This is a genomic window from Aromatoleum sp. (assembly GCF_032027225.1).
Classification (GTDB): domain Bacteria; phylum Pseudomonadota; class Gammaproteobacteria; order Burkholderiales; family Rhodocyclaceae; genus Aromatoleum.
This window is the reverse complement of sequence record NZ_JAVSMM010000009.1, coordinates 101,149-118,941: the sequence shown is the minus strand read 5'-3', so window position 1 is coordinate 118,941 and position 17,793 is coordinate 101,149. Positions and strand designations below refer to the sequence as shown.

17 protein-coding genes are annotated in these 17,793 nt (G+C 66.9%); 11 read left to right on the top strand and 6 right to left on the bottom strand.

Translation table 11 applies throughout. The features are described 5' to 3' along the window. Positions 1-144 precede the first annotated feature (144 nt). Genes ROZ37_RS11980 through ROZ37_RS11955 form a run of 6 tightly spaced genes read right to left on the bottom strand, consistent with a single transcriptional unit; the run spans position 145 to position 5,632 of the window. Positions 145-927: a histidine phosphatase family protein gene (locus tag ROZ37_RS11980; protein WP_312659624.1), complete on the bottom strand. Its 783-nt coding sequence runs from the start codon at positions 925-927 to the stop codon at positions 145-147. Then, positions 924-1,325 (bottom strand): DUF6285 domain-containing protein, encoded by a 402-nt coding sequence (locus ROZ37_RS11975; protein ID WP_312659622.1) that lies wholly within the window; start codon positions 1,323-1,325, stop codon positions 924-926. Before ROZ37_RS11975 ends, ROZ37_RS11980 begins: the two co-directional genes overlap by 4 nt. A 1-nt stretch (position 1,326) precedes the next feature. Next, positions 1,327-2,337: a phosphotransferase family protein gene (locus tag ROZ37_RS11970; RefSeq protein WP_312659621.1), complete on the bottom strand. Its 1,011-nt coding sequence runs from the start codon at positions 2,335-2,337 to the stop codon at positions 1,327-1,329. Positions 2,338-2,365: 28 nt separating this feature from the next. Continuing rightward, a complete protein-coding gene (locus tag ROZ37_RS11965) occupies positions 2,366-3,547 on the bottom strand; it encodes an acyl-CoA dehydrogenase family protein (RefSeq protein WP_312659620.1) in 1,182 nt (393 codons plus the stop codon). A 10-nt stretch (positions 3,548-3,557) separates the two neighbouring features. Then, entirely contained in the window at positions 3,558-4,409 is an 852-nt protein-coding gene (locus ROZ37_RS11960) for a 3-hydroxybutyryl-CoA dehydrogenase (protein WP_312659619.1), read from the bottom strand. 35 nt (positions 4,410-4,444) lie between these two features. Then, positions 4,445-5,632: an acetyl-CoA C-acyltransferase family protein gene (locus tag ROZ37_RS11955; RefSeq protein WP_312659618.1), complete on the bottom strand. Its 1,188-nt coding sequence runs from the start codon at positions 5,630-5,632 to the stop codon at positions 4,445-4,447. 396 nt (positions 5,633-6,028) lie between these two features. On the opposite strand from ROZ37_RS11955, the gene ROZ37_RS11950 reads away from it, so the two are divergent. The 11 genes from ROZ37_RS11950 (at position 6,029) to ROZ37_RS11900 (ending at position 17,788) form a co-directional block, all read left to right on the top strand. Beyond that, positions 6,029-7,153 carry an NAD(P) transhydrogenase subunit alpha gene (locus ROZ37_RS11950; RefSeq protein ID WP_312659617.1) on the top strand — a complete coding sequence of 375 codons (1,125 nt, stop codon included), beginning with the start codon at positions 6,029-6,031 and terminating at the stop codon, positions 7,151-7,153. A 15-nt stretch (positions 7,154-7,168) separates the two neighbouring features. Further along, positions 7,169-7,471: an NAD(P) transhydrogenase subunit alpha gene (locus ROZ37_RS11945; RefSeq protein WP_312659616.1), complete on the top strand. Its 303-nt coding sequence runs from the start codon at positions 7,169-7,171 to the stop codon at positions 7,469-7,471. Then, positions 7,468-8,841 (top strand): NAD(P)(+) transhydrogenase (Re/Si-specific) subunit beta, encoded by a 1,374-nt coding sequence (locus tag ROZ37_RS11940; RefSeq protein ID WP_312659615.1) that lies wholly within the window; start codon positions 7,468-7,470, stop codon positions 8,839-8,841. Before ROZ37_RS11945 ends, ROZ37_RS11940 begins: the two co-directional genes overlap by 4 nt. Before the next feature lie 359 nt (positions 8,842-9,200). Then, positions 9,201-10,001, top strand: a complete 801-nt coding sequence (locus tag ROZ37_RS11935; protein WP_312659613.1) for an SDR family oxidoreductase — start codon at positions 9,201-9,203, stop codon at positions 9,999-10,001. A gap of 11 nt (positions 10,002-10,012) precedes the next feature. Beyond that, on the top strand, positions 10,013-10,555 hold the full coding sequence (locus ROZ37_RS11930; protein ID WP_312659611.1) for a VOC family protein: 543 nt from the start codon (positions 10,013-10,015) through the stop codon (positions 10,553-10,555). A 10-nt stretch (positions 10,556-10,565) separates the two neighbouring features. Next, entirely contained in the window at positions 10,566-11,324 is a 759-nt protein-coding gene (locus tag ROZ37_RS11925; protein ID WP_312659608.1) for a ThuA domain-containing protein, read from the top strand. Positions 11,325-11,479: 155 nt separating this feature from the next. Beyond that, complete coding sequence (locus tag ROZ37_RS11920; RefSeq protein ID WP_312659607.1) at positions 11,480-12,238, top strand: SDR family oxidoreductase; 759 nt, start codon at positions 11,480-11,482, stop codon at positions 12,236-12,238. A gap of 32 nt (positions 12,239-12,270) precedes the next feature. After that, positions 12,271-12,885 (top strand): glutathione S-transferase family protein, encoded by a 615-nt coding sequence (locus tag ROZ37_RS11915; RefSeq protein ID WP_312659606.1) that lies wholly within the window; start codon positions 12,271-12,273, stop codon positions 12,883-12,885. A 645-nt stretch (positions 12,886-13,530) separates the two neighbouring features. Continuing rightward, positions 13,531-15,189, top strand: coding sequence for a DUF1302 family protein (locus tag ROZ37_RS11910; protein ID WP_312659605.1), 1,659 nt, complete (start codon positions 13,531-13,533; stop codon positions 15,187-15,189). Between the two features lie 32 nt (positions 15,190-15,221). Further along, on the top strand, positions 15,222-16,604 hold the full coding sequence (locus ROZ37_RS11905) for a DUF1329 domain-containing protein (RefSeq protein WP_312659603.1): 1,383 nt from the start codon (positions 15,222-15,224) through the stop codon (positions 16,602-16,604). Positions 16,605-16,678: 74 nt separating this feature from the next. Further along, a complete protein-coding gene (locus ROZ37_RS11900; RefSeq protein WP_312659601.1) occupies positions 16,679-17,788 on the top strand; it encodes a YCF48-related protein in 1,110 nt (369 codons plus the stop codon). Positions 17,789-17,793 lie beyond the last annotated feature (5 nt).

Genomic DNA, 17,793 nt, shown 5'->3' with positions numbered 1-17,793 from the left:
AGGGTTCGCGACGCGCGCGGGCTCGGTCGGCACGTCGGAAACCGATGCGGAATGGTCGTAAGGCGATGAAAGGCAGCGAATCGTTCGCGTGTGTGCCCCGACTGCGCCTTTCGGCTGCGTCCGAACGTTGCTGCCTGTCACGCCTCATTCCGGAACCGCGTCCGGCACATCCGCTTCCTGAACCGACCGCGCCTGGACCGTCCGGCCCGCCGCGTAGTTGCGGTGAATCTTCTCCATCACCATCAGATGCTGGCCGTCGCGGACGAGGTCGTAGGCGGCGATGTTCACGGCGCGCAGATAGGCCCGCTCGACCTCACCGTTGCGGATGTCCAGTTCGATGATGTTCACGCAGGCGGGATCCTGCTCGAACGCTTTCAGCCCTGCGAGGCCGATGCCGACGACCTGCGACATCAGGACGCGATTGACGCCGTCGTGCGCGACGACGAGCAGGTTCAGCCAGTCGTCGCGGGCGACGAGGTCGTGCCACGCGTCGCCGATGCGCGCGCCGAAGTCCGTCCAGCGTTCGCCGCCGATGAAGCCGCCATCGGGGTCGGCCGCGCCGTCGTAGGCGAACGCGACCGTCCGCTCGAGCGCGTCGGTCGGAACCTCCGCGAGCCGGCCGCCGCGGACTTCGCGCAATCGCCGCTCTTCGATGAGCGGCAGGTCGCGCTCGCCAAGCACGAGGCGGGCGGTTTCGACGGTACGCGTCAACCCGGAGCAGATCGCGAGGTCGAACGGCACTTTCGCCAGCATTCCCGCGGCCGCCTGCGCCTGGCTTCGGCCTTCGGCGGTCAGCGGGACGGTGCGCGGGTCGAGCGGGCGTCCGTCGGCGTCGAAGTAGCTGACGTCTGCATGGCGCATCAGGTAGATGCGACGCCGACAGCGGGTGCCCGGCAGGGCCGGAGGGCAGGCGACTCCCTCGGTCATGCCTTCGCTCCGAGGTATTTCGGGTTGCTTTCGGCGACCTTGCGCCGGATCACGTCGTCGAGGTGCGCACGGACGCTGTCGCGCAGGGCTCCGTGATCGGCCCGGCCCGCGCGGATCCATTGGGAAAGCTTGCGGTTCGCCGCGGCGAGCGCGTCGCGCAACGACGGTCCATCGTCGGTGTGCGTGGCGAACGGCTCGGACAGCAGCCCTTCGAGCGCCGCCAGTTCCGCCCGCTCGCCGGCGTCGCCGGCCTTCAGCTGACGCGCCGCGATCGACAGTGCATTCGCGATCATCAGCGCCGCGTGCCGCTTGTCGGCAGGCAGCGCCGGGATCAGGTCGTCGCGCAGCACCGCACGCGCGGTGTCGAGGAGTTCTTCGCCTGTCGGTTGGTCGCGCATTTCAGTTCTCCGTCATCGTCAGGATTTCGTATTCCAGCTCCGGCACGATGTGGCCGGTCAGCGCGAGCAGCAGCGAGGTTTCCTCGCCCGACACGTGGCGCTCGGCCTGCTGGATCGCGATGACCGCCCAGTTCATGTGCGCCATCACTTCCCAGTAGCGGGCCTGCTCGCGGTCGAGCGGTTTGCCGGAGACGCTCTCGTAGCCGCGGTAGAAATCGTCGCGCGCGCCGATGCCGCCGGCTTCGCGCGCGACCGCGCCGAAACGCCAGCAGCGCGCGCAGAACCAGCCGATGTCCTCCATCGGGTCGCCCCAGTGCGCGAACTCCCAATCGAGCACACCGGTGAGGCCGTGCTCGTCGACCATGTAGTTGCCGGTGCGGAAGTCGCCGTGGACCAGCGCGTAATCGCCGCGCGCGGGCGCGTGGCGCTCCAGCCAGCGCAGGCCCCATTCGAGCGCCGGGTGCGGTGTGTGGTGCGCGTCGAGATAGGCGCGAAAGCGCACGACCGAATGCAGCGCTGGCGACTCGTCGTGCGTCGGCATAAAGCCGAGGTCGGCGCGCGGCGGGCGGATCGAGTGAATGCGCGCGAGCTCGGCGCCGAGGCGCTCGGCGAGCTTCGCACGGTCGCCGCCGAGCCGCTCGTCCTTGACGAGCACGTGGCCGGCCGCGGTGCCGGCGATGCGGCGCATCACGAAAAACGGGCGGCCGATGACTTCGCGGTCCTCGCACAGCCACAGCGGTTCGGGCACGGTGACGCCGGCACCGAACGCCGCCTTCAGCAGCGCGAACTCCTGTGCGCGCCCGTGGCTCACCGCGACGCCGGACGGCGAGTCGGTGCGCACGACCGCGTCGAGCACGCCCGCGTGCGGGCCGCCGGAAATTTCGGCGCGGACGAGCCAGTTCTCCTGGATCGCCCCGCCGGAGAGCAGCTTCGCCTCCGCGATCGCGACCGCATTCGCGCGGGCGGCGGTCGCGACGAAGCGTTCGAGCGCGCTGCGCATCGTGTCGTTCATGACGGATCTCCTTGTCGATGCGCGCGCGTCATTTCGCCGCCTGCGGGCCGGCGAGGCCCTTGATGACGCGCTTCGCGATGCTCCAGCGATGCACTTCCGACGGGCCGTCGTAGATGCGGAACGCGCGCATGTCGGCGAAGATCCGCGCGACGACGGTCTCGCCGGTCACGCCCTGGCCTCCGAGGATCTGCACGCAGCGGTCGACGACGCGCCACGCGGCTTCCGACGCGATGACTTTCGCCATGCTCGATTCGTGGATGCCGAGCTCGCCCTGGTCGAGCACCCACGCGGTGTGCCAGATCGCCAGCCGCGCCGCGTGCAGGTCCATCTCGTTGTCCGCGAGCATGAAGCCGACCCCCTCGTGGCTGCCGAGCGGCTTGCCGAACGCGTGGCGGCGGCGCGCGTAGTCGGTCGCGATGTCGTGCGCGCGTCGAGTGGCGCCGAGCCAGCGCATGCAGTGCGTGAGTCGGGCGGGGGAGAGACGCACCTGCGCATACTTGAAGCCCTCGCCGAGCGCGCCGAGGATGTCGGTCGCCGGCACGCGCAGATCGTCGAAGCGCACGACGCCGTGGCCGCCGGGGAAGCAGTGGTCCAGCGTGTCCATCGAACGCTCGACGGTGATGCCGGGGCGGTCCATGTCCGACAGGAACATCGTCGCGCGGCCGTCCTCGAGCTTGGCCATGATGATCGCGAAGGCCGCGCCCTCGGCGCCGGTGATGAACCACTTGCGGCCGTTGATGACGAAGTCGTCGCCGTCGCGCACGGCGGTGGTGGCGAGCATCGACGGGTCGGAGCCCGCGCCCGGGTCGGGCTCGGTCATGCAGAAGCACGAGCGCGTCTCGCCCGCCGCGAGCGGGCGCAGCCAGCGCTCCTTCTGCGCGTGCGTCGCGACGACTTCCATCAGGTGCATGTTCCCTTCGTCGGGCGCGAAGATGTTCAGCGCGACGGGCCCGAGCAGCGAGTAGCCGGCTTCCTCGAAGAATACCGCCTTGCTGCGGTGGTCGAGGCCGAGCCCGCCGTATTCCGGCGACACGTGCGCGGACAGCAGCTCGGCCTTCTTCGCCTTCGCGATCAGCTCGCGGCGCAGCGCCTCGGTCGGACCGTGCGCGGTCTGGCGCGCGTCCTTTTCCATCGGGATGATTTCGTCGGCGACGAACGCGCGCACGCGGTCGCGCAGCGCGGCGAGCTGGGGGGAGAGGGAGAAATCCATGACGGCTTCCTCAGCGGTAGTCGAAGAAGCCGCGGCCGCTCTTGCGACCGAGGAAGCCGGCGTCGACCATCTCGCGCAGGAGCGGCGCGGGGCGGTACTTCGGATCGTTGAATCCGGCGTAGAACATCTCCATGACCGCGAGCATCGTGTCGAGCCCGATCAGGTCGGCGAGCGCGAGTGGGCCGATCGGGTGGTTGCAGCCGAGCTTCATGCCTTCGTCGATGTCGGCCGCGGACGCGAGCCCTTCCTGCAGCGCGAAGACGGCCTCGTTGATCATCGGGCACAGGATGCGGTTCACCGCGAAGCCCGGGCTGTTCTTCGCGACGATCGTCGTCTTGCCGATCCGCTTCGCGAACGCCTCGACCGCGGCGAGCGTGTCGTCGGTCGTCTGCAGGCCGCGGATCAGTTCGAGCAGCGCCATCATCGGCACCGGGTTGAAGAAGTGCGTGCCGATGAAGCGCTCGGGACGCTTGGTCGCGGCGGCGAGCTTCGTGATCGACAGCGACGACGTGTTCGTCGCGATGATCGCTTCGGGTTTGAGCAGTGCGTCGATGTCGGCGAGGATCTTCAGCTTCAGCCCTTCGTTCTCGGTCGCGGCCTCGATGACGAGGTCGACGCCGGCGAGGTCGGCCTGCTTTGTCGTGCCGCGGACGCGCGCGAGGGCAGCGTCGCGGTCGCCCGCAGCGAGCTTCTCCTTCTTCACGAGCCGATCGAGGCTCGCCGCGATCGTCGTGACGCCGCGGTCGACCGCTTCGGCCGAAATATCCACCATCACCACGTCGTAACCGGCGACCGCGCAGACCTGCGCGATGCCGTTGCCCATCGTTCCGGCGCCGATGACGCCGATCGTCCTGATCTCCATCTCTTGTTCCTCCTCTCTGTTGTTTTGACCGATGTTCAGACGCGTTCGAAAATCGCCGCGATGCCCTGGCCGCCGCCGATGCACATCGTCACCAGCGCGTAGCGCCCGCCGATGCGGTGCAGTTCGTGGATCGCCTTCGTCGTGATGATCGCGCCGGTCGCGCCGACCGGATGACCGAGCGAGATGCCCGAACCGTTCGGGTTCACGCGCGCCGGGTCGAGCCCGAGCTCGCGCGTCACCGCGCAGGCCTGCGCCGCGAACGCCTCGTTCGCTTCGATGACATCGATCTGCTCGGCCTTCAGCCCCGTGCGTTCGAGCACCGCGCGAACCGCGGGGATCGGGCCGATGCCCATGTATTCCGGTTCGACGCCCGCGTGCGCGTAGCCGACGAGGCGGGCGAGGGGCTTCAGACCGAGCGCCGCGGCGCGCTTCGCTTCGGCCAGCACGACGGCGGCGGCGCCGTCGTTGAGACCGGACGCGTTGCCCGCGGTTACGGTGCCGCCGTCCTTGCGGAAGACTGGTTTCATCTGCGCGAGCGCGTCGAACGTGACGTCGCCGCGGACGTGCTCGTCGGTGTCGAACAGCACCGTGCCCTTGCGCGTCTTGATCTCGACCGGGACGATCTGCGCCTTGAAGCGGCCCTCGGCGATTGCGCGGGCCGCGCGCTGCTGGCTTTCCAGTGCGAGCTCGTCCTGCATCGCGCGCGTGATGCCGTAGCGCTCGGCGACGTTCTCGGCGGTGATGCCCATGTGAATCTTCTTCCACGGGTCGTGCAGGATGCCGTTCATGTAGTCGACCGCGCCGGCGTCGCCCATCCGCGCGCCCCAGCGCAGCGCGGGCATGACGTACGGCCCGCGGCTCATCGCTTCGCCGCCGCCGCCGATCGCGACTTCGGCGTCGCCGAGGAGGATCGTCTGCGCCGCGCAGACGATCGCTTGCAGGCCTGATCCGCACAGGCGGTTCACGTTGAAGGTCGGCGTCTCTTTCGGGATGCCCGCGTCCATCGATGCGACGCGGCTGAGATAGGCGTCGCGCGGTTCGGTCGGAATCACGTTGCCGATGATGACTTGCCCGACTTCGGCGGGCGCGACGCCGGAGCGCTCGAGCGCGGCGCGCACAGCGACCGTCGTGATGTCGGAAAGGGGCACATCCTTCAGCGTGCCGCCATACGTGCCGATTGCCGTGCGTGCGCATCCCACTACCAGTACTTCGCGTTGAGTCATCGTGGTCCCCTTTCAAGTTTTGGTTTTCGAGTTCGTGCCGCGCGGGGCGGGCGAGGAAGTGCCGCTTCGTCGGGTCGGTCGGGCAACCCGGCGAGGGATCGTCGACCGACGATCACGCCAGCGAGTGAATTCACTATATCAAAAAAACAAAAGTGTTGGTTTTTTCTAAAAAGCTGCGTTAGGATGAATTCACGGTCTCCGGAGTCCCCTCCCCTCCGGGCGGCCACGGCGCTGCGGGGCGCCTTCTCCTCCACCCCGCCCCGAAGGTCGCACCCTCCTCAACTGCGACTTCCGGGCTTGTGCAGTTCGTCGGCCCGACGCCGACGAACTGTTTTTTTTGACCGGACGCCGTCGCCTCCCACGGGTCGCGTTCCATAAGAATGAAAGGAGTTGCGGATGTCTCTCTTGATAGGAGTGCCCGCCGAGACGACACCGGGCGAGCGGCGTCTCGCGCTGGTGCCGGACGTCGCTAAGCGATTTGCCGCGCTCGGCGCGAAAGTTCAGTTGCAGACCGGGGCGGGCGTGCCGGCCCATTTTGCGGACCAATCGTTTGCCGACGTCCGATTCGCGGCAAGCGCCTCGGAAATCTTCAGTTCCTCGGATGTCGTGCTGTGCGTGCAGCCGCCGTCGGCCGAACGCATTGCGGCGATGCGGGAAGGCGCGGTGCTGATCGGCCTGCTGCAGCCGTGGTCCGATGTGGAACGCGTGAAGCTGCTTCAGGAAAAGCGCATCACCTCGTTCGCGATGGAACTGCTGCCGCGGATCTCGCGTGCGCAGAGCATGGACGTGCTGTCGTCGCAAGGCGCGGTGTCGGGCTACGAATGCGCGCTGATTGCCGCCGATCACAGCCCGAAGTTCTTCCCGATGCTGACTTACGCCGCCGGCACGATCCGCCCGGCGAAAGTGCTCGTCATCGGCGCGGGCGTCGCGGGCCTGCAGGCGATCGCGACCGCGCGACGGATCGGCGCGATGGTCGAAGCCTACGATGTGCGCCCCGAGACGCGCGAACAGATCGAGTCGCTCGGCGCGAAGTTCGTCGACACCGGCGTCTCGGCGGCGGGCACGGGCGGCTACGCGCGCGAACTCACCGATGAGGAAAAGGCGAAGCAGGCCGAGCGCCTCGCGAAGGCGGTCGCGCAGTGCGACGCGCTGATCACGACCGCGGCGATTCCGGGCAAGCGCGCGCCGAAGATCATCACCGCCGACATGGTCGCGCGGATGAAGCCGGGTGCGGTCGTCGTCGACATGGCGGCCGAGACCGGGGGCAACGTCGAGGGCACGGTCGCCGGCGAGAAGACCTGGATCAACGACGTGCTCGTGATCGGTCCCACGCACATCCCGAGCCGCATGCCCGTCCATGCCTCCGAAATGATCGCGAAGAACCTGTTCAACTTTCTGTCGCCCTTCATCAAGGACGGCGCGCTCGCGCTCGACTGGGAAGACGAAGTGCTCGCGGGAGCCTGCCTCACCCACCAGGGCGAAGTCAGGCACGCGGGCGTCAAGCAGGTACTCGGACTTTAATCGGAGCTCGCAATCATGGATGGCATAACGGCGCTTTACGTTTTCATGCTGGCCGCGTTCACCGGTTACGAGGTGATCTCGCGCGTGCCGGTGATTCTTCACACCCCGCTGATGTCGGGGTCCAACTTTGTACATGGCGTCGTGCTCGTCGGCGCGATGGTCGTGCTCGGACATGCGGATCCGGAGGATCCGGTCCAGCTCGCGATCGGCTTTGTCGCGGTGTTCCTCGGCGCGGCGAACGCGGCGGGCGGCTACGTCGTCACCGAGCGGATGCTTGCGATGTTCAAGTCCGATCGCAAGACCGGAGGTGCGCAATGAACGCACTGATTCAGCTGGTGTACTTCGGTGTCGCGGTGGTCTTCATCCTCGGCCTGAAGGCGATGAGCTCGCCCGTTACTGCGCGGCGCGGCATCGTCTGGGCGGGTTACGCGATGATCGCGGCGACCCTCGTGACCTTCTACACGCCCGGCATGCAGAACTTCGGGCTGATGATCACCGCGATCGTGCTCGGTGGTGGCGTCGCGTGGTGGTCCGGCAGAGCCGTCAAGATGACCGACATGCCGCAAATGGTCGCGATCTACAACGGCATGGGCGGCGGTGCGGCGGCGGCGATCGCGGCGCTCGAGTTCGCCCGCGGTGGCATGCATAGTCCCGGGGTCGCGACGCTCGCGGTGCTCGGCGCGCTGATCGGTGCGGTCGCGTTCTCGGGCTCGTGCATCGCGTTCGCGAAGCTGCAGGGCATCATGACGAAGGCGTGGCGGCTGCCGCAGCAGAACATCGTGAACATCGTGCTCGCGGCTCTGACCGCGCTGCTGGGCCTCGCGATCATCGTCAGCGAGACGCCGGCTCCCGCGCTCATCATCGCGTTCTTCATCGCTGCGCTCGCGCTCGGCGTGATCCTGACGAGCCCGATCGGCGGCGCCGACATGCCGGTCGTGATCTCGCTGCTGAACGCCTTCACCGGTCTCGCGGTCGGCTTCGAGGGCTTTGTGCTCGGCAACCCGGCGCTGATCGTCGCCGGCATCGTCGTCGGCGCGTCCGGCACGCTCCTCACGCAGCTGATGGCGAAAGCGATGAACCGGCCGATCCGCAACGTCATCTTCACGCCGATCACCGGTGAAGCGGCCGGCGGCGGCGAAGCGATCGAAGGCACGATGAAGGAATTCTCGGCTCTCGATGCGGCGTCGGTGATGCGCTACGCGAGCAAGGTCATCATCGTGCCGGGTTACGGCATGGCGGTTGCCGGCGCGCAGCACAAGGTATGGGAGATGGCGCAGTTGCTCGAAGAAGGCGGCGTCGAGGTCGTGTTCGCAATCCATCCGGTCGCGGGCCGGATGCCGGGCCACATGAACGTGCTGCTCGCCGAAGCGGGCGTGCCGTACGACAAGATCTTCGACCTGGAGGAGATCAATGCCGACTTCCCGCAGGCGGACGTCGCGCTCGTGATCGGCGCGAACGACGTCGTGAACCCGGTCGCGCGCACCGACAAGTCGAGCCCGATCTACGGCATGCCGATCCTCAACGTCGACATGGCGCAGAACGTCATCGTCGTCAAACGCGGCAAGGGTGCAGGCTACTCGGGCATCGAGAACGCGCTGTTCTACAAGGACAACTGCCGCATGTTGTACGGCAGTGCCCAAGCTGCGATCGCCGAGGCGATCGGGCATGTGAAGGCGCTGGAGGCGTAAACGGGAGGTCGGGAAAGGGGTGTTCATCCGAACGGGCGAGGCAAGCGAATCTGCCACTTCGCGCAGCCTCGCCCGGATGCTCCGAAGACCCTTGGCAGTCCGCAGTTTTGCAGGTAGTCTAAGAAAAACGAACAGGATGGTTTTTAATGGTGGCTGGAACTCTCCTGCTGAGCGGAGATCCGCCACTCGCCGCGGCGGCGCTGCACGATGCCGCAGCACGAAAGAAGCGGCAGGCGATTATTTGAAGCGGCGGACCAAAACGCCGCGGAATGCGGCGACGACGAGGGGCCGGGTCGAAACAGCGGCAAGTGCCCGATAGTCGATCGCCGATCTTCCATCACCGACGGAGACACGAGGACATGAGCAGGAAACTCGAAGGCAAGGTCGCAATCGTTCTGGGCGCCGCCGGGCGCGACAACATGGGGCAGGTGATCGCGAAGCGCTTCGCCGACGAGGGCGCGCGCGTCGTCGTCGCCGGGCGCCACCTGGAAGAACTGAGCCGCTTCGCGGCGACCATCGGCGGGGCGGCGCGCAGCTGCGACATCACGAAGAAGTCGGAGGTCGCCGCGCTTTTCGCGTTCGCGAAGGACTGGGGCGGACGCGTCGACGTCGCGTTGAACGCGACCGGCTGGGGGCTGCTGAAACCTTTCACCGAGACGACCGAGGACGAGATCGACCGGATCACGGACCTGCAGTTCAAGGGCCCGTTCTACTTCTGCCAGGCGGCGGTCGACACGCTGTCGCGCGGCGGTTCGATCATCCAGATCAGCTCGGCGACGGCGACGATCATGCTGAACGATCACGCGGCCTACATGGGCACGAAGGCGGGTACCGACCACGTGATCCGCTGCGTCGCCCACGAATTCGGCGAGCGCGGCATTCGCGCGAACTCGATCTCCCCGGGGCTCACCGACACGCCGATGACGGCCGAGGCCAAAGACGTGCCGGGCCTCTTCGACAGCTTCCTGTCGGGCTATCCGCTCGGCCGCATCGGCACGAAGGACGACATCGCGGCGGCCGCCGTCTGGCTCGCGAGCGACGAGTGCTTCATGACCGGCCAGAACCTGCAGGTGAACGGCGGTCTGACGTTGCGTCGCAACCCCACGCGCGAAGAGATTCAGGGCGCAATCGCCGCGGCGTCCGCGCCGGCTGCAGCCTGAGGAGCGCGGCGATGAGCGTAGCCCGAAACCTGATCTCCCGCCTCGGCACGATCATCCAGCTCGCTTATGTGCCGGGCGACCTCGCCGGCGCGCTGCGCTACTGGACGGAAACGATGGGCGTCGGCCCGTTCTTCAAGATCCCGAACATTCAGTACGAGTCCGCGAAGTACCGCGGCGAGCCGGCCGACATCGATTTCACGGTGTACATCGCGTACTGGGGCGAGCTGCAGGTCGAGCTGATCGAGCAGCACAACGATGCGCCGTCGATCTACAGCAGCTGGCGGCGCGAAGGCCGCGAGGGGCTGCACCACGTCTGCATCAAGGTCGAGGACATGACGAAGGCGCGGGCGATCTGCGCCGACGCGGGCGCGACGGTGATGCAGGAGATCGCGCTGCCCGGCGGGGGTGAGGCGATCTACGTCGACGCCGGCGGCGGCCCGGGCAGCCTGATCGAGATGATCTGCTTCCCGCCCGAGAACTACGCGTTCTTCGACGGTATGCGCGACGCCGCGCGCGACTGGGACGGCACGGAGCCGGTCCGGCTCGTCGCGTGAGGAGGGCGAAATGACGACCAACGAAAAGCCCGGCGGCCGCATCGACTGCGTGCTGGTCGCATCCGGCAAGTACCACGACATCGACTTCGCGCGCCTCGAATTGCTGAAGCTCCTCGCCGAGGACGAGCGCATCCGCGTGCGGGTGTTCGAGGATTACTCGAATCTCGACGCGATCCGCAACGCGGACTTCCTCGTCACCTACACCTGCGACGTGATCCCGAGCCTCGACGAGCAGGAGGCGTTGCGCGCGTGGGTCGCCGGTGGCGGCCGGTGGATCGCGCTGCACGGCACCGCATCGATCCTGCGCTTCCTCGACAACGGTCTCGTCGACTCGCCCGCGCTCGCGCCGCACTTCATGGAGACGCTCGGCTCGCAGTTCATCGCGCATCCGCCGATCGCGCCGCACCGCGTCGAAGTCCGGGACCCGACGCACCCGCTGGTCGAAGGGATCGAGCCCTTCGAAGTCACCGACGAGCTGTACCTGTCCGACATCCACGCGGACCTGCATGTGCTGCTCGACACCGAGTTCGAAGGCGACGCGACCGGCTTCGCGCGGACCAAGTGGCGGCATGCGCGGCATCCGGTGCTGTACCTGCGGCCGATCGGTGACGGCTCGGTGCTCTATCTCACGCTCGGCCATTGCCGCGGCCACTACGACATGCAGCCGCTGCTGGACTTCTGGCCCGAGAAGCAGCGTTGCGCGTGGGAGCTGCCGGTGTTCTACGACCTGCTCCGACGCGGCATTGCGTGGGGCACGGCGAGCGCATAACAGAACTATCAATCCGGCATATAACCGTTCGCCCTGAGCTTGTCGAAGGGCGCTGGCAGGGCTTCGACAAGCTCAGGGCGAACGGTATTTAGCTGCCGGGCTTAATAACATGACCCGCGGGCTGGGCCCGCAAAGCACGACCAAGGAGAGACAAAATGGATCTGGGACTGCGCGGCAAGAAAGTCATCATCAACGGCGGCAGCCGCGGCATCGGCAAGGCGGCGCTCGAAATCTTCGCCGCCGAAGGCTGCGACATCGCGTTCTTCTCGCGCGACAAGGCGCGCGTCGATGCGACCGTCGCCGAGCTGAAAAAGCACGGCGGCAAGGTCATCGGCGACGCGTTCGACATGAACGACGGGGCGGCTTATCAGGCGTGGCTGCTCGCGGCGGCGGACAAGCTCGGCGGCTGCGACGTGTTTATCCACAACGCGAGCTCGTCGGGCGCGGCCGGCACGATGGACTGGGACATGAGCTTCCGGCTCGACATGATGGGTGCGGTGACCGGCTGCCAGACGCTGGAACCCTTCCTCGAGAAATCCGGCGCCGGCAGCGTGATCCTGATGTCGAGCACCGCGGCAGTCGAGACCTTCATCTACCCGCAGGCGTTCAACGCGATCAAGGCGGCGATCATCACCTACGCGAAGCAGCTGTCGCAGCTGTGGGCGCCGAAGCAGATCCGCGTGAACACCGTGTGCCCCGGCCCGATCGCGTATCCCGGCGGCAACTGGGCGACGATCAAGGACGCGATGCCCGAGCTGTACGACAAGACGCTGTCGGAAATGCCGATGGGCCGCTTCGGCGCGCCCGAGGACGTCGCGCGCGCGATGGTGTTCCTGTCGAGCCCGGCCGCGTCGTACATTACCGGCACCAACCTCGTCATCGACGGCGGCTACACGAAGCGCGTGCAGTTCTGACGCGGGGTGCGCACGCGCAACAGGAGACGGTCATGAAGCTCTACCACTCGATCGGGCCGAATCCGCGGTTCGTCAGAATGTTCGCTGCCGAAAAGGGGCTCACGCCCGAGCTCGTCGAGGTCGACATCGTCGCCGGCGACAACCGGCGCGCGCCGTTTCTCCAAATCAATCCGACGGGGACGACGCCGGTGCTCGTGCTCGACGACGGTACGACCATCGCCGAGACGACGGCGATCTGCGAGTACCTCGAAGAGCTCGTGCCGCAGCCGGCGCTGATCGGGGCCAGCGCGCGCGAGCGGGCGATTGCGCGGATGTGGTGGCGACGGGGCGACCTGATGGTCGTGCAGCCGATGACCGCCGGTTTTCGCGCGGCCGAGGGCCTGTCGATGTTCCAGGATCGGGTGCGCTGCCTGCCGCAGGCGGCCGAGGACCTGAAGCGCACCGCGCAGGAGGGCCTCGCGTGGTTCGACGCGCAACTGGGCGAAAGGCCGTATGTCGCCGGCGACGCGCTGTCGGTCGCCGACCTGCTGCTGTACTGCTTCGTCGAGTTCGGCGAGCTGGTCGGGCAGGGACTCGACCCGAGCCAGCGCCGTCTTGCAGCGTGGCGCGACCGCGTCGGGAGCCGGCCGAGCGCGTCGGTTCGCTGAAGGCGTCATTCGCGGCAGCGGCGGCAGTGCGTCGATCGAACTGGCCGAAGCGGGGGCCGACGCCCGGTTTCCTGGCCGCGGTGTCGGACTTCGCCTGCGGCTCGTTCCGATCCACGAGTAGGTGCTTTTCCGCCGCGGTACATGGGCGGCAGTGCGTAGGTCGGGTTGGGCGAAGGGATGTGCGATGTCCGTGTTTCGGGGCGGCGGTGTCGAATTCCGCTGCGGGTCACGCGGACTACGAGTACGGGCCTTCCGGCCGACGCTGAGCGATTCAAACATTTAATGGCTACATCTCTTGTTTACCCGCTCACAGCGGATAATAATAAAAACCGACAGGACTGTTTGTGAAGGTGGCTCGATCTTCTGCCACAAGGGTTGGCGGGGAGATTGGAAACTACCGGGTTCGTGGGATTTCCGTACCCGGTGCCTCGGGCAACAATAAAAACGAGCCGGTCGGTTTTAAACGGGAAAGGAGGATCGGATTGAGCAAGCGGGCGTTCGCTTTCGGAAGGTCCGCACGATCAGGGAGGAAAGCTCGACAGAAGCGCCTGTGACCGACAAAGAAATCGACGTGAATGAGTGCCGCGGAAAGAGCGGCCAACGAGAAGGCGGCAGACCGCCGACCCATCCCCAGGAGGAGCATCAATGAAGACCAATAAAGGGGCCCGCACGAGCCCGCGCCCGCGTACCGCAGGACTGATCGGCAGCGCCGTCGTCGCGCTCTTCGCGACGCCGGCCGGCGCGATCGAGATCGACACCGGCAACCCCGACCTCGCGATCCGTTGGGACAACACGATCAAGTACAACGCCGGCTGGCGCGCGGAAGGCCGCAACAACACGCTCGGCGACAACTGGATCTCGCAGGCGACGAACCACGGCTGGGACAAGGGCGACATGGTCACGAACCGGCTCGACATCCTCACCGAGTTCGACTTCGTCTTCAAGCAGGATCACGGTTTCCGCGTGTCGGCGACGGCGTGGAAGGATTTCGCGTTCGACCGTCACGTCGACGGCCATCCGGCCTATCAGGCGGCCGGCCTCGGCACCGCGTATCCGAACAATCGCTTCACCGACAACGTCGAGCGCTGGTACGACCAGAGCGGCGAAATCCTCGACGCGTTCGTCTTCACGAAGCTCGATCTCGGCCCCGTGCCGGTCAACATCCGCGCCGGCCGTCACAACGTGTATTGGGGCGAGTCGCTGTTCACGTTCTCGGACAGCATCGCGTACGGTCAAGGCCCGCTCGACCTGCGCAAGGCGACGTCGACGCCCGGCATCGAGGCGAAGGAGCTCTTCCTGCCGCAGAACCAGATCTCGGTCGGTGCGCAGATCACCGACGACATCAGCGTCGCGGCGAACTACTACCTCGAATGGGACCCGCACCGCCTGCCCGAAGGCGGCACCTACCTCGGTGGCGCGGACCTGAGCTTTCTCGGCGGCACGAGCGCCGCGCCGCATAATGGTTTTCCGGCGGTCGGCGATCTGGATCACGGCCCGAACAAGAAGCCCGACGACCGCGGCAGCTTCGGCGTGATGGCGAAGGTGAAGTCCGACTTGCTGGGCGGTGACGTCGGCTTCTACTACCGCAAGTTCGACGACCGCTATCCGATGATGATCGCGGGCAACGGCTTCCTGCATAACGCCTACGCCGAAGACGTGAAACTTTATGGCGTGAGTCTTTCGCGGCTGATCGGCGCGGTGTCGGTCGGTGCCGAAATCTCGCGGCGCGAAAACACCGCGCTGAAGAGCACGGCGGCTGGCGTCGCACGCGGCGACACGTGGCATGCGCTGGCGAACGCCGTTGCGTATTTCGGCAAGACCGCGGTGTTCGATTCGGCCCCGCTCACCGTCGAGCTCAGCTACGCGAAGCTCGACGACGTCAAGCGCGGCAGCCGCTCGTTCTTCAATCACGAGAACTACGGTTGCGTCGGCGGCACCGACGCCGGCTGCGCGACCGACGAGTCGGTCGGTTTCAACCTGGCCTTCACGCCGACGTGGTTCCAGGTCTTCCCCGGGATTGACCTGACGATGCCGATCAACTACAGCCGCGGCCTGTACGGCAACTCCCCGACGGTCCTCGGCCCGGGCAAGGACTCCGGCGCGTGGAGCGTGGGTCTCAGCGCCGACGTGCATGCGAAATACGTCGTGACCCTCGCATACAACGACTACTACGGCCCGTACAGCAAGGGACCGAACGCATTCGCGGTGCCGGGCGTATCCCCGGTGGTCTGGCAGGGGACGAACGGCAGCGGCGTGCTGAGCGACCGCGGCTGGGTGTCCCTGACCTTGAAGACGACATTCTGACCATAACGACATTCCCCCTGGAGGCGACAACCATGAACTTCCCCACGAGAACCCTTACCCTCGCCATCGCCCTCGCATCGGGTGCCGCGTCGGCCGCGCTGACGCCGGAAGAGATCAAGCAGCTCGGCACGACGCTGACCCCGTGGGGTGCGACGAAGGCCGGCAACGCCGACGGCAGCATTCCCGAGTACAAGGGCGGCATCGAGCCGCCCGCGAGCTACGACCCGAAGAAGCCGAACTTCCGCCCCGACCCGTTCGCGAACGAGAAGCCGCTGTTCTCGATCACCGCGCAGAACATGTCGAAGTACGAGGACAAGCTGTCGGCCGGCACGAAGGAGATGCTGAAAAAGTACCCGGGCTACCGCATCGACGTGTATCCGACGCACCGGACCGCGAAGTATCCGAAGTACGTGCTCGACAACACGGCGAAGAACGCCGCGTCGTGCAAGCTCGCGGACAACCTGCTGCAGCTGTCGGGCACGTGTTTCGGCGGCGTGCCGTTCCCGATCCCGAAGACCGGTTCGGAAGTGATGTGGAACCGCACGATGAAGTACGACCAGTTCGCGTACTACTCGCCGAATCAGACCTCGACGCTGGTGGACCGCAGCGGCCGCCGCGTCGAGACCGGCGCGTTCGCGTACTGGCAGACCTTCCCGGCGATGAACCCGGCGCGCACCGAGCCGATCAAGGCCGACGAGATGCTCGAATACGGCCGCATCGACTGGACCGGACCGGCGCGCAAGGCGGGCGAAAAGCTCGTGATGCACGATTCGGTGGACATGGTGAACGTCGGCCGGCGCTCGTGGAGCTACCTGCCCGGGCAACGCCGCGTGAAACTGTCGCCGGACGTCGCGTACGACACGCCGAGCCCGGCCGGTGGGGGCGTCGGCACCGTCGATGACACGCAGGTGTTCTACGGCTCGCAGGACCGCTACGACTACAAGCTCGTCGGCAAGAAGGAGATGTACATCCCGTACAACACCTTCAAGCTGCACGACGAGAAGCAGTGCGGCACCGATCAGGTATTCACGCCGAACCACCTGAACTCGGACTGCGTGCGCTGGGAGCTGCATCGCGTGTGGGTCGTCGAGGCGACGCTGAAGCCGGGCATGCGCCACGTCTATCCGAAGCGCACGTTCTACTGGGACGAGGACATCCCGGCGGTCGGCATGGCGGACAACTACGACGACGCGGGCAAGATCTATCGCGTCACGCAGACCCACTACTACCCGTTCTACGAGACCACCGGCCACAACACGCACGAGTTCGTCGTGCATGACCTGACGAACGGCTCGTATGTGCGCCAGGCCTACACGCCGGCGGGCGGCGGGATGATGGAAGTCACGCCTGCGGCCGAAGCGAAGCCGGCGAGCTACTACGAATCCTCCGCGCTGAGCCGCGCGGGCGTTCGCTGAGCGGGGCGCAGACCCCTGTTCGTATCGCAGCACCGGCCGGGTTTGCGCCCGGCCGGCGAGGTTCGGAGCGAGACATGAAAGCAATCAAGAAAGCGGGCGCGCTCGTGGCGCTGCTCGCACTGGGGCTCGGCAACCTGCCGGCCTGGGGTGGATTCGAGGATCCGTTGGCCGCCGCGGCGCTGCCGAACGTCGCGGCGAGCCGGGGCCCGCTGATCGGCGTCGCTTCGGTCGGTAACCGGGTTGTCGCGGTCGGCCAACGCGGCGTCGTCGTCGTCAGCGAAGACGGCGGCAAGACGTGGAAGCAGGCGAAAGTGCCGGTCAGAAGCGATCTGCTCGCGGTGAACTTTCCGACCGAGCGCGACGGTTGGGCCGTCGGCCACGGTGGCGCGGTGATCCATACGAGCGACGGCGGGCTGACCTGGACCAAGCAGCTCGACGGCCACGACGTTTCGCGCCTGATCCTCGAGTACTACGGCAAGGCCGACGCCGCCGACGGCAGCCAGTTCGTGGAACGCGAGAAGAGCCTCTCCGAGTTCGGCGGCACGCAGCCCTTCATGGCGGTGCATTTCGAGGACGCGCAGCGCGGTTACGTCGTCGGCACCTTCAACCGCATCCTGCGCACCGAGGACGGCGGCAAGACCTGGACGCCGCTCAGCCATCGCGTCGAGAACCCCGACGAGCTGCACTTCTACGGCATCTCGGCGGGCAAGTCCGGGCTCTTCCTCGTCGGCGAGCAGGGCATGGTCTGGATGCACGACAAGACGGCCGACCGCTTCGTCGCCCGTCCGACCGGCTACGAGGGCACGCTGTTCGGCGTCGTCGTCGGTGACCGTGCGCTGATTGCGCACGGCATGCGCGGCAGCATCTATCGCAGCGGCGATCTCGGCGCGACGTGGACACGGGTCCAGATTCCCGGACACGCCGGCGTGTCGGGCGGACTGCAGCTCGCCGACGGCCGCATCGTGCTCACGAACCTCGCGGGCGGACTGCTGCTCGGCGACAGCACGGGCGAAAACTTCGAGACCTACCGCGCCAGCGGCGCCATGTCCTACTTCGGCGTCGCTCCGCTCGACGACAAGGGGATCGTGCTGGTTGGCGCCGAGGGCGTGCGGCTGCAGGGCAATGCCGAACTCGCCGCCGCCGGACCGCAGGCGAAGCTCGCGTCGAACCGCGTCACTCGATAAAGCGG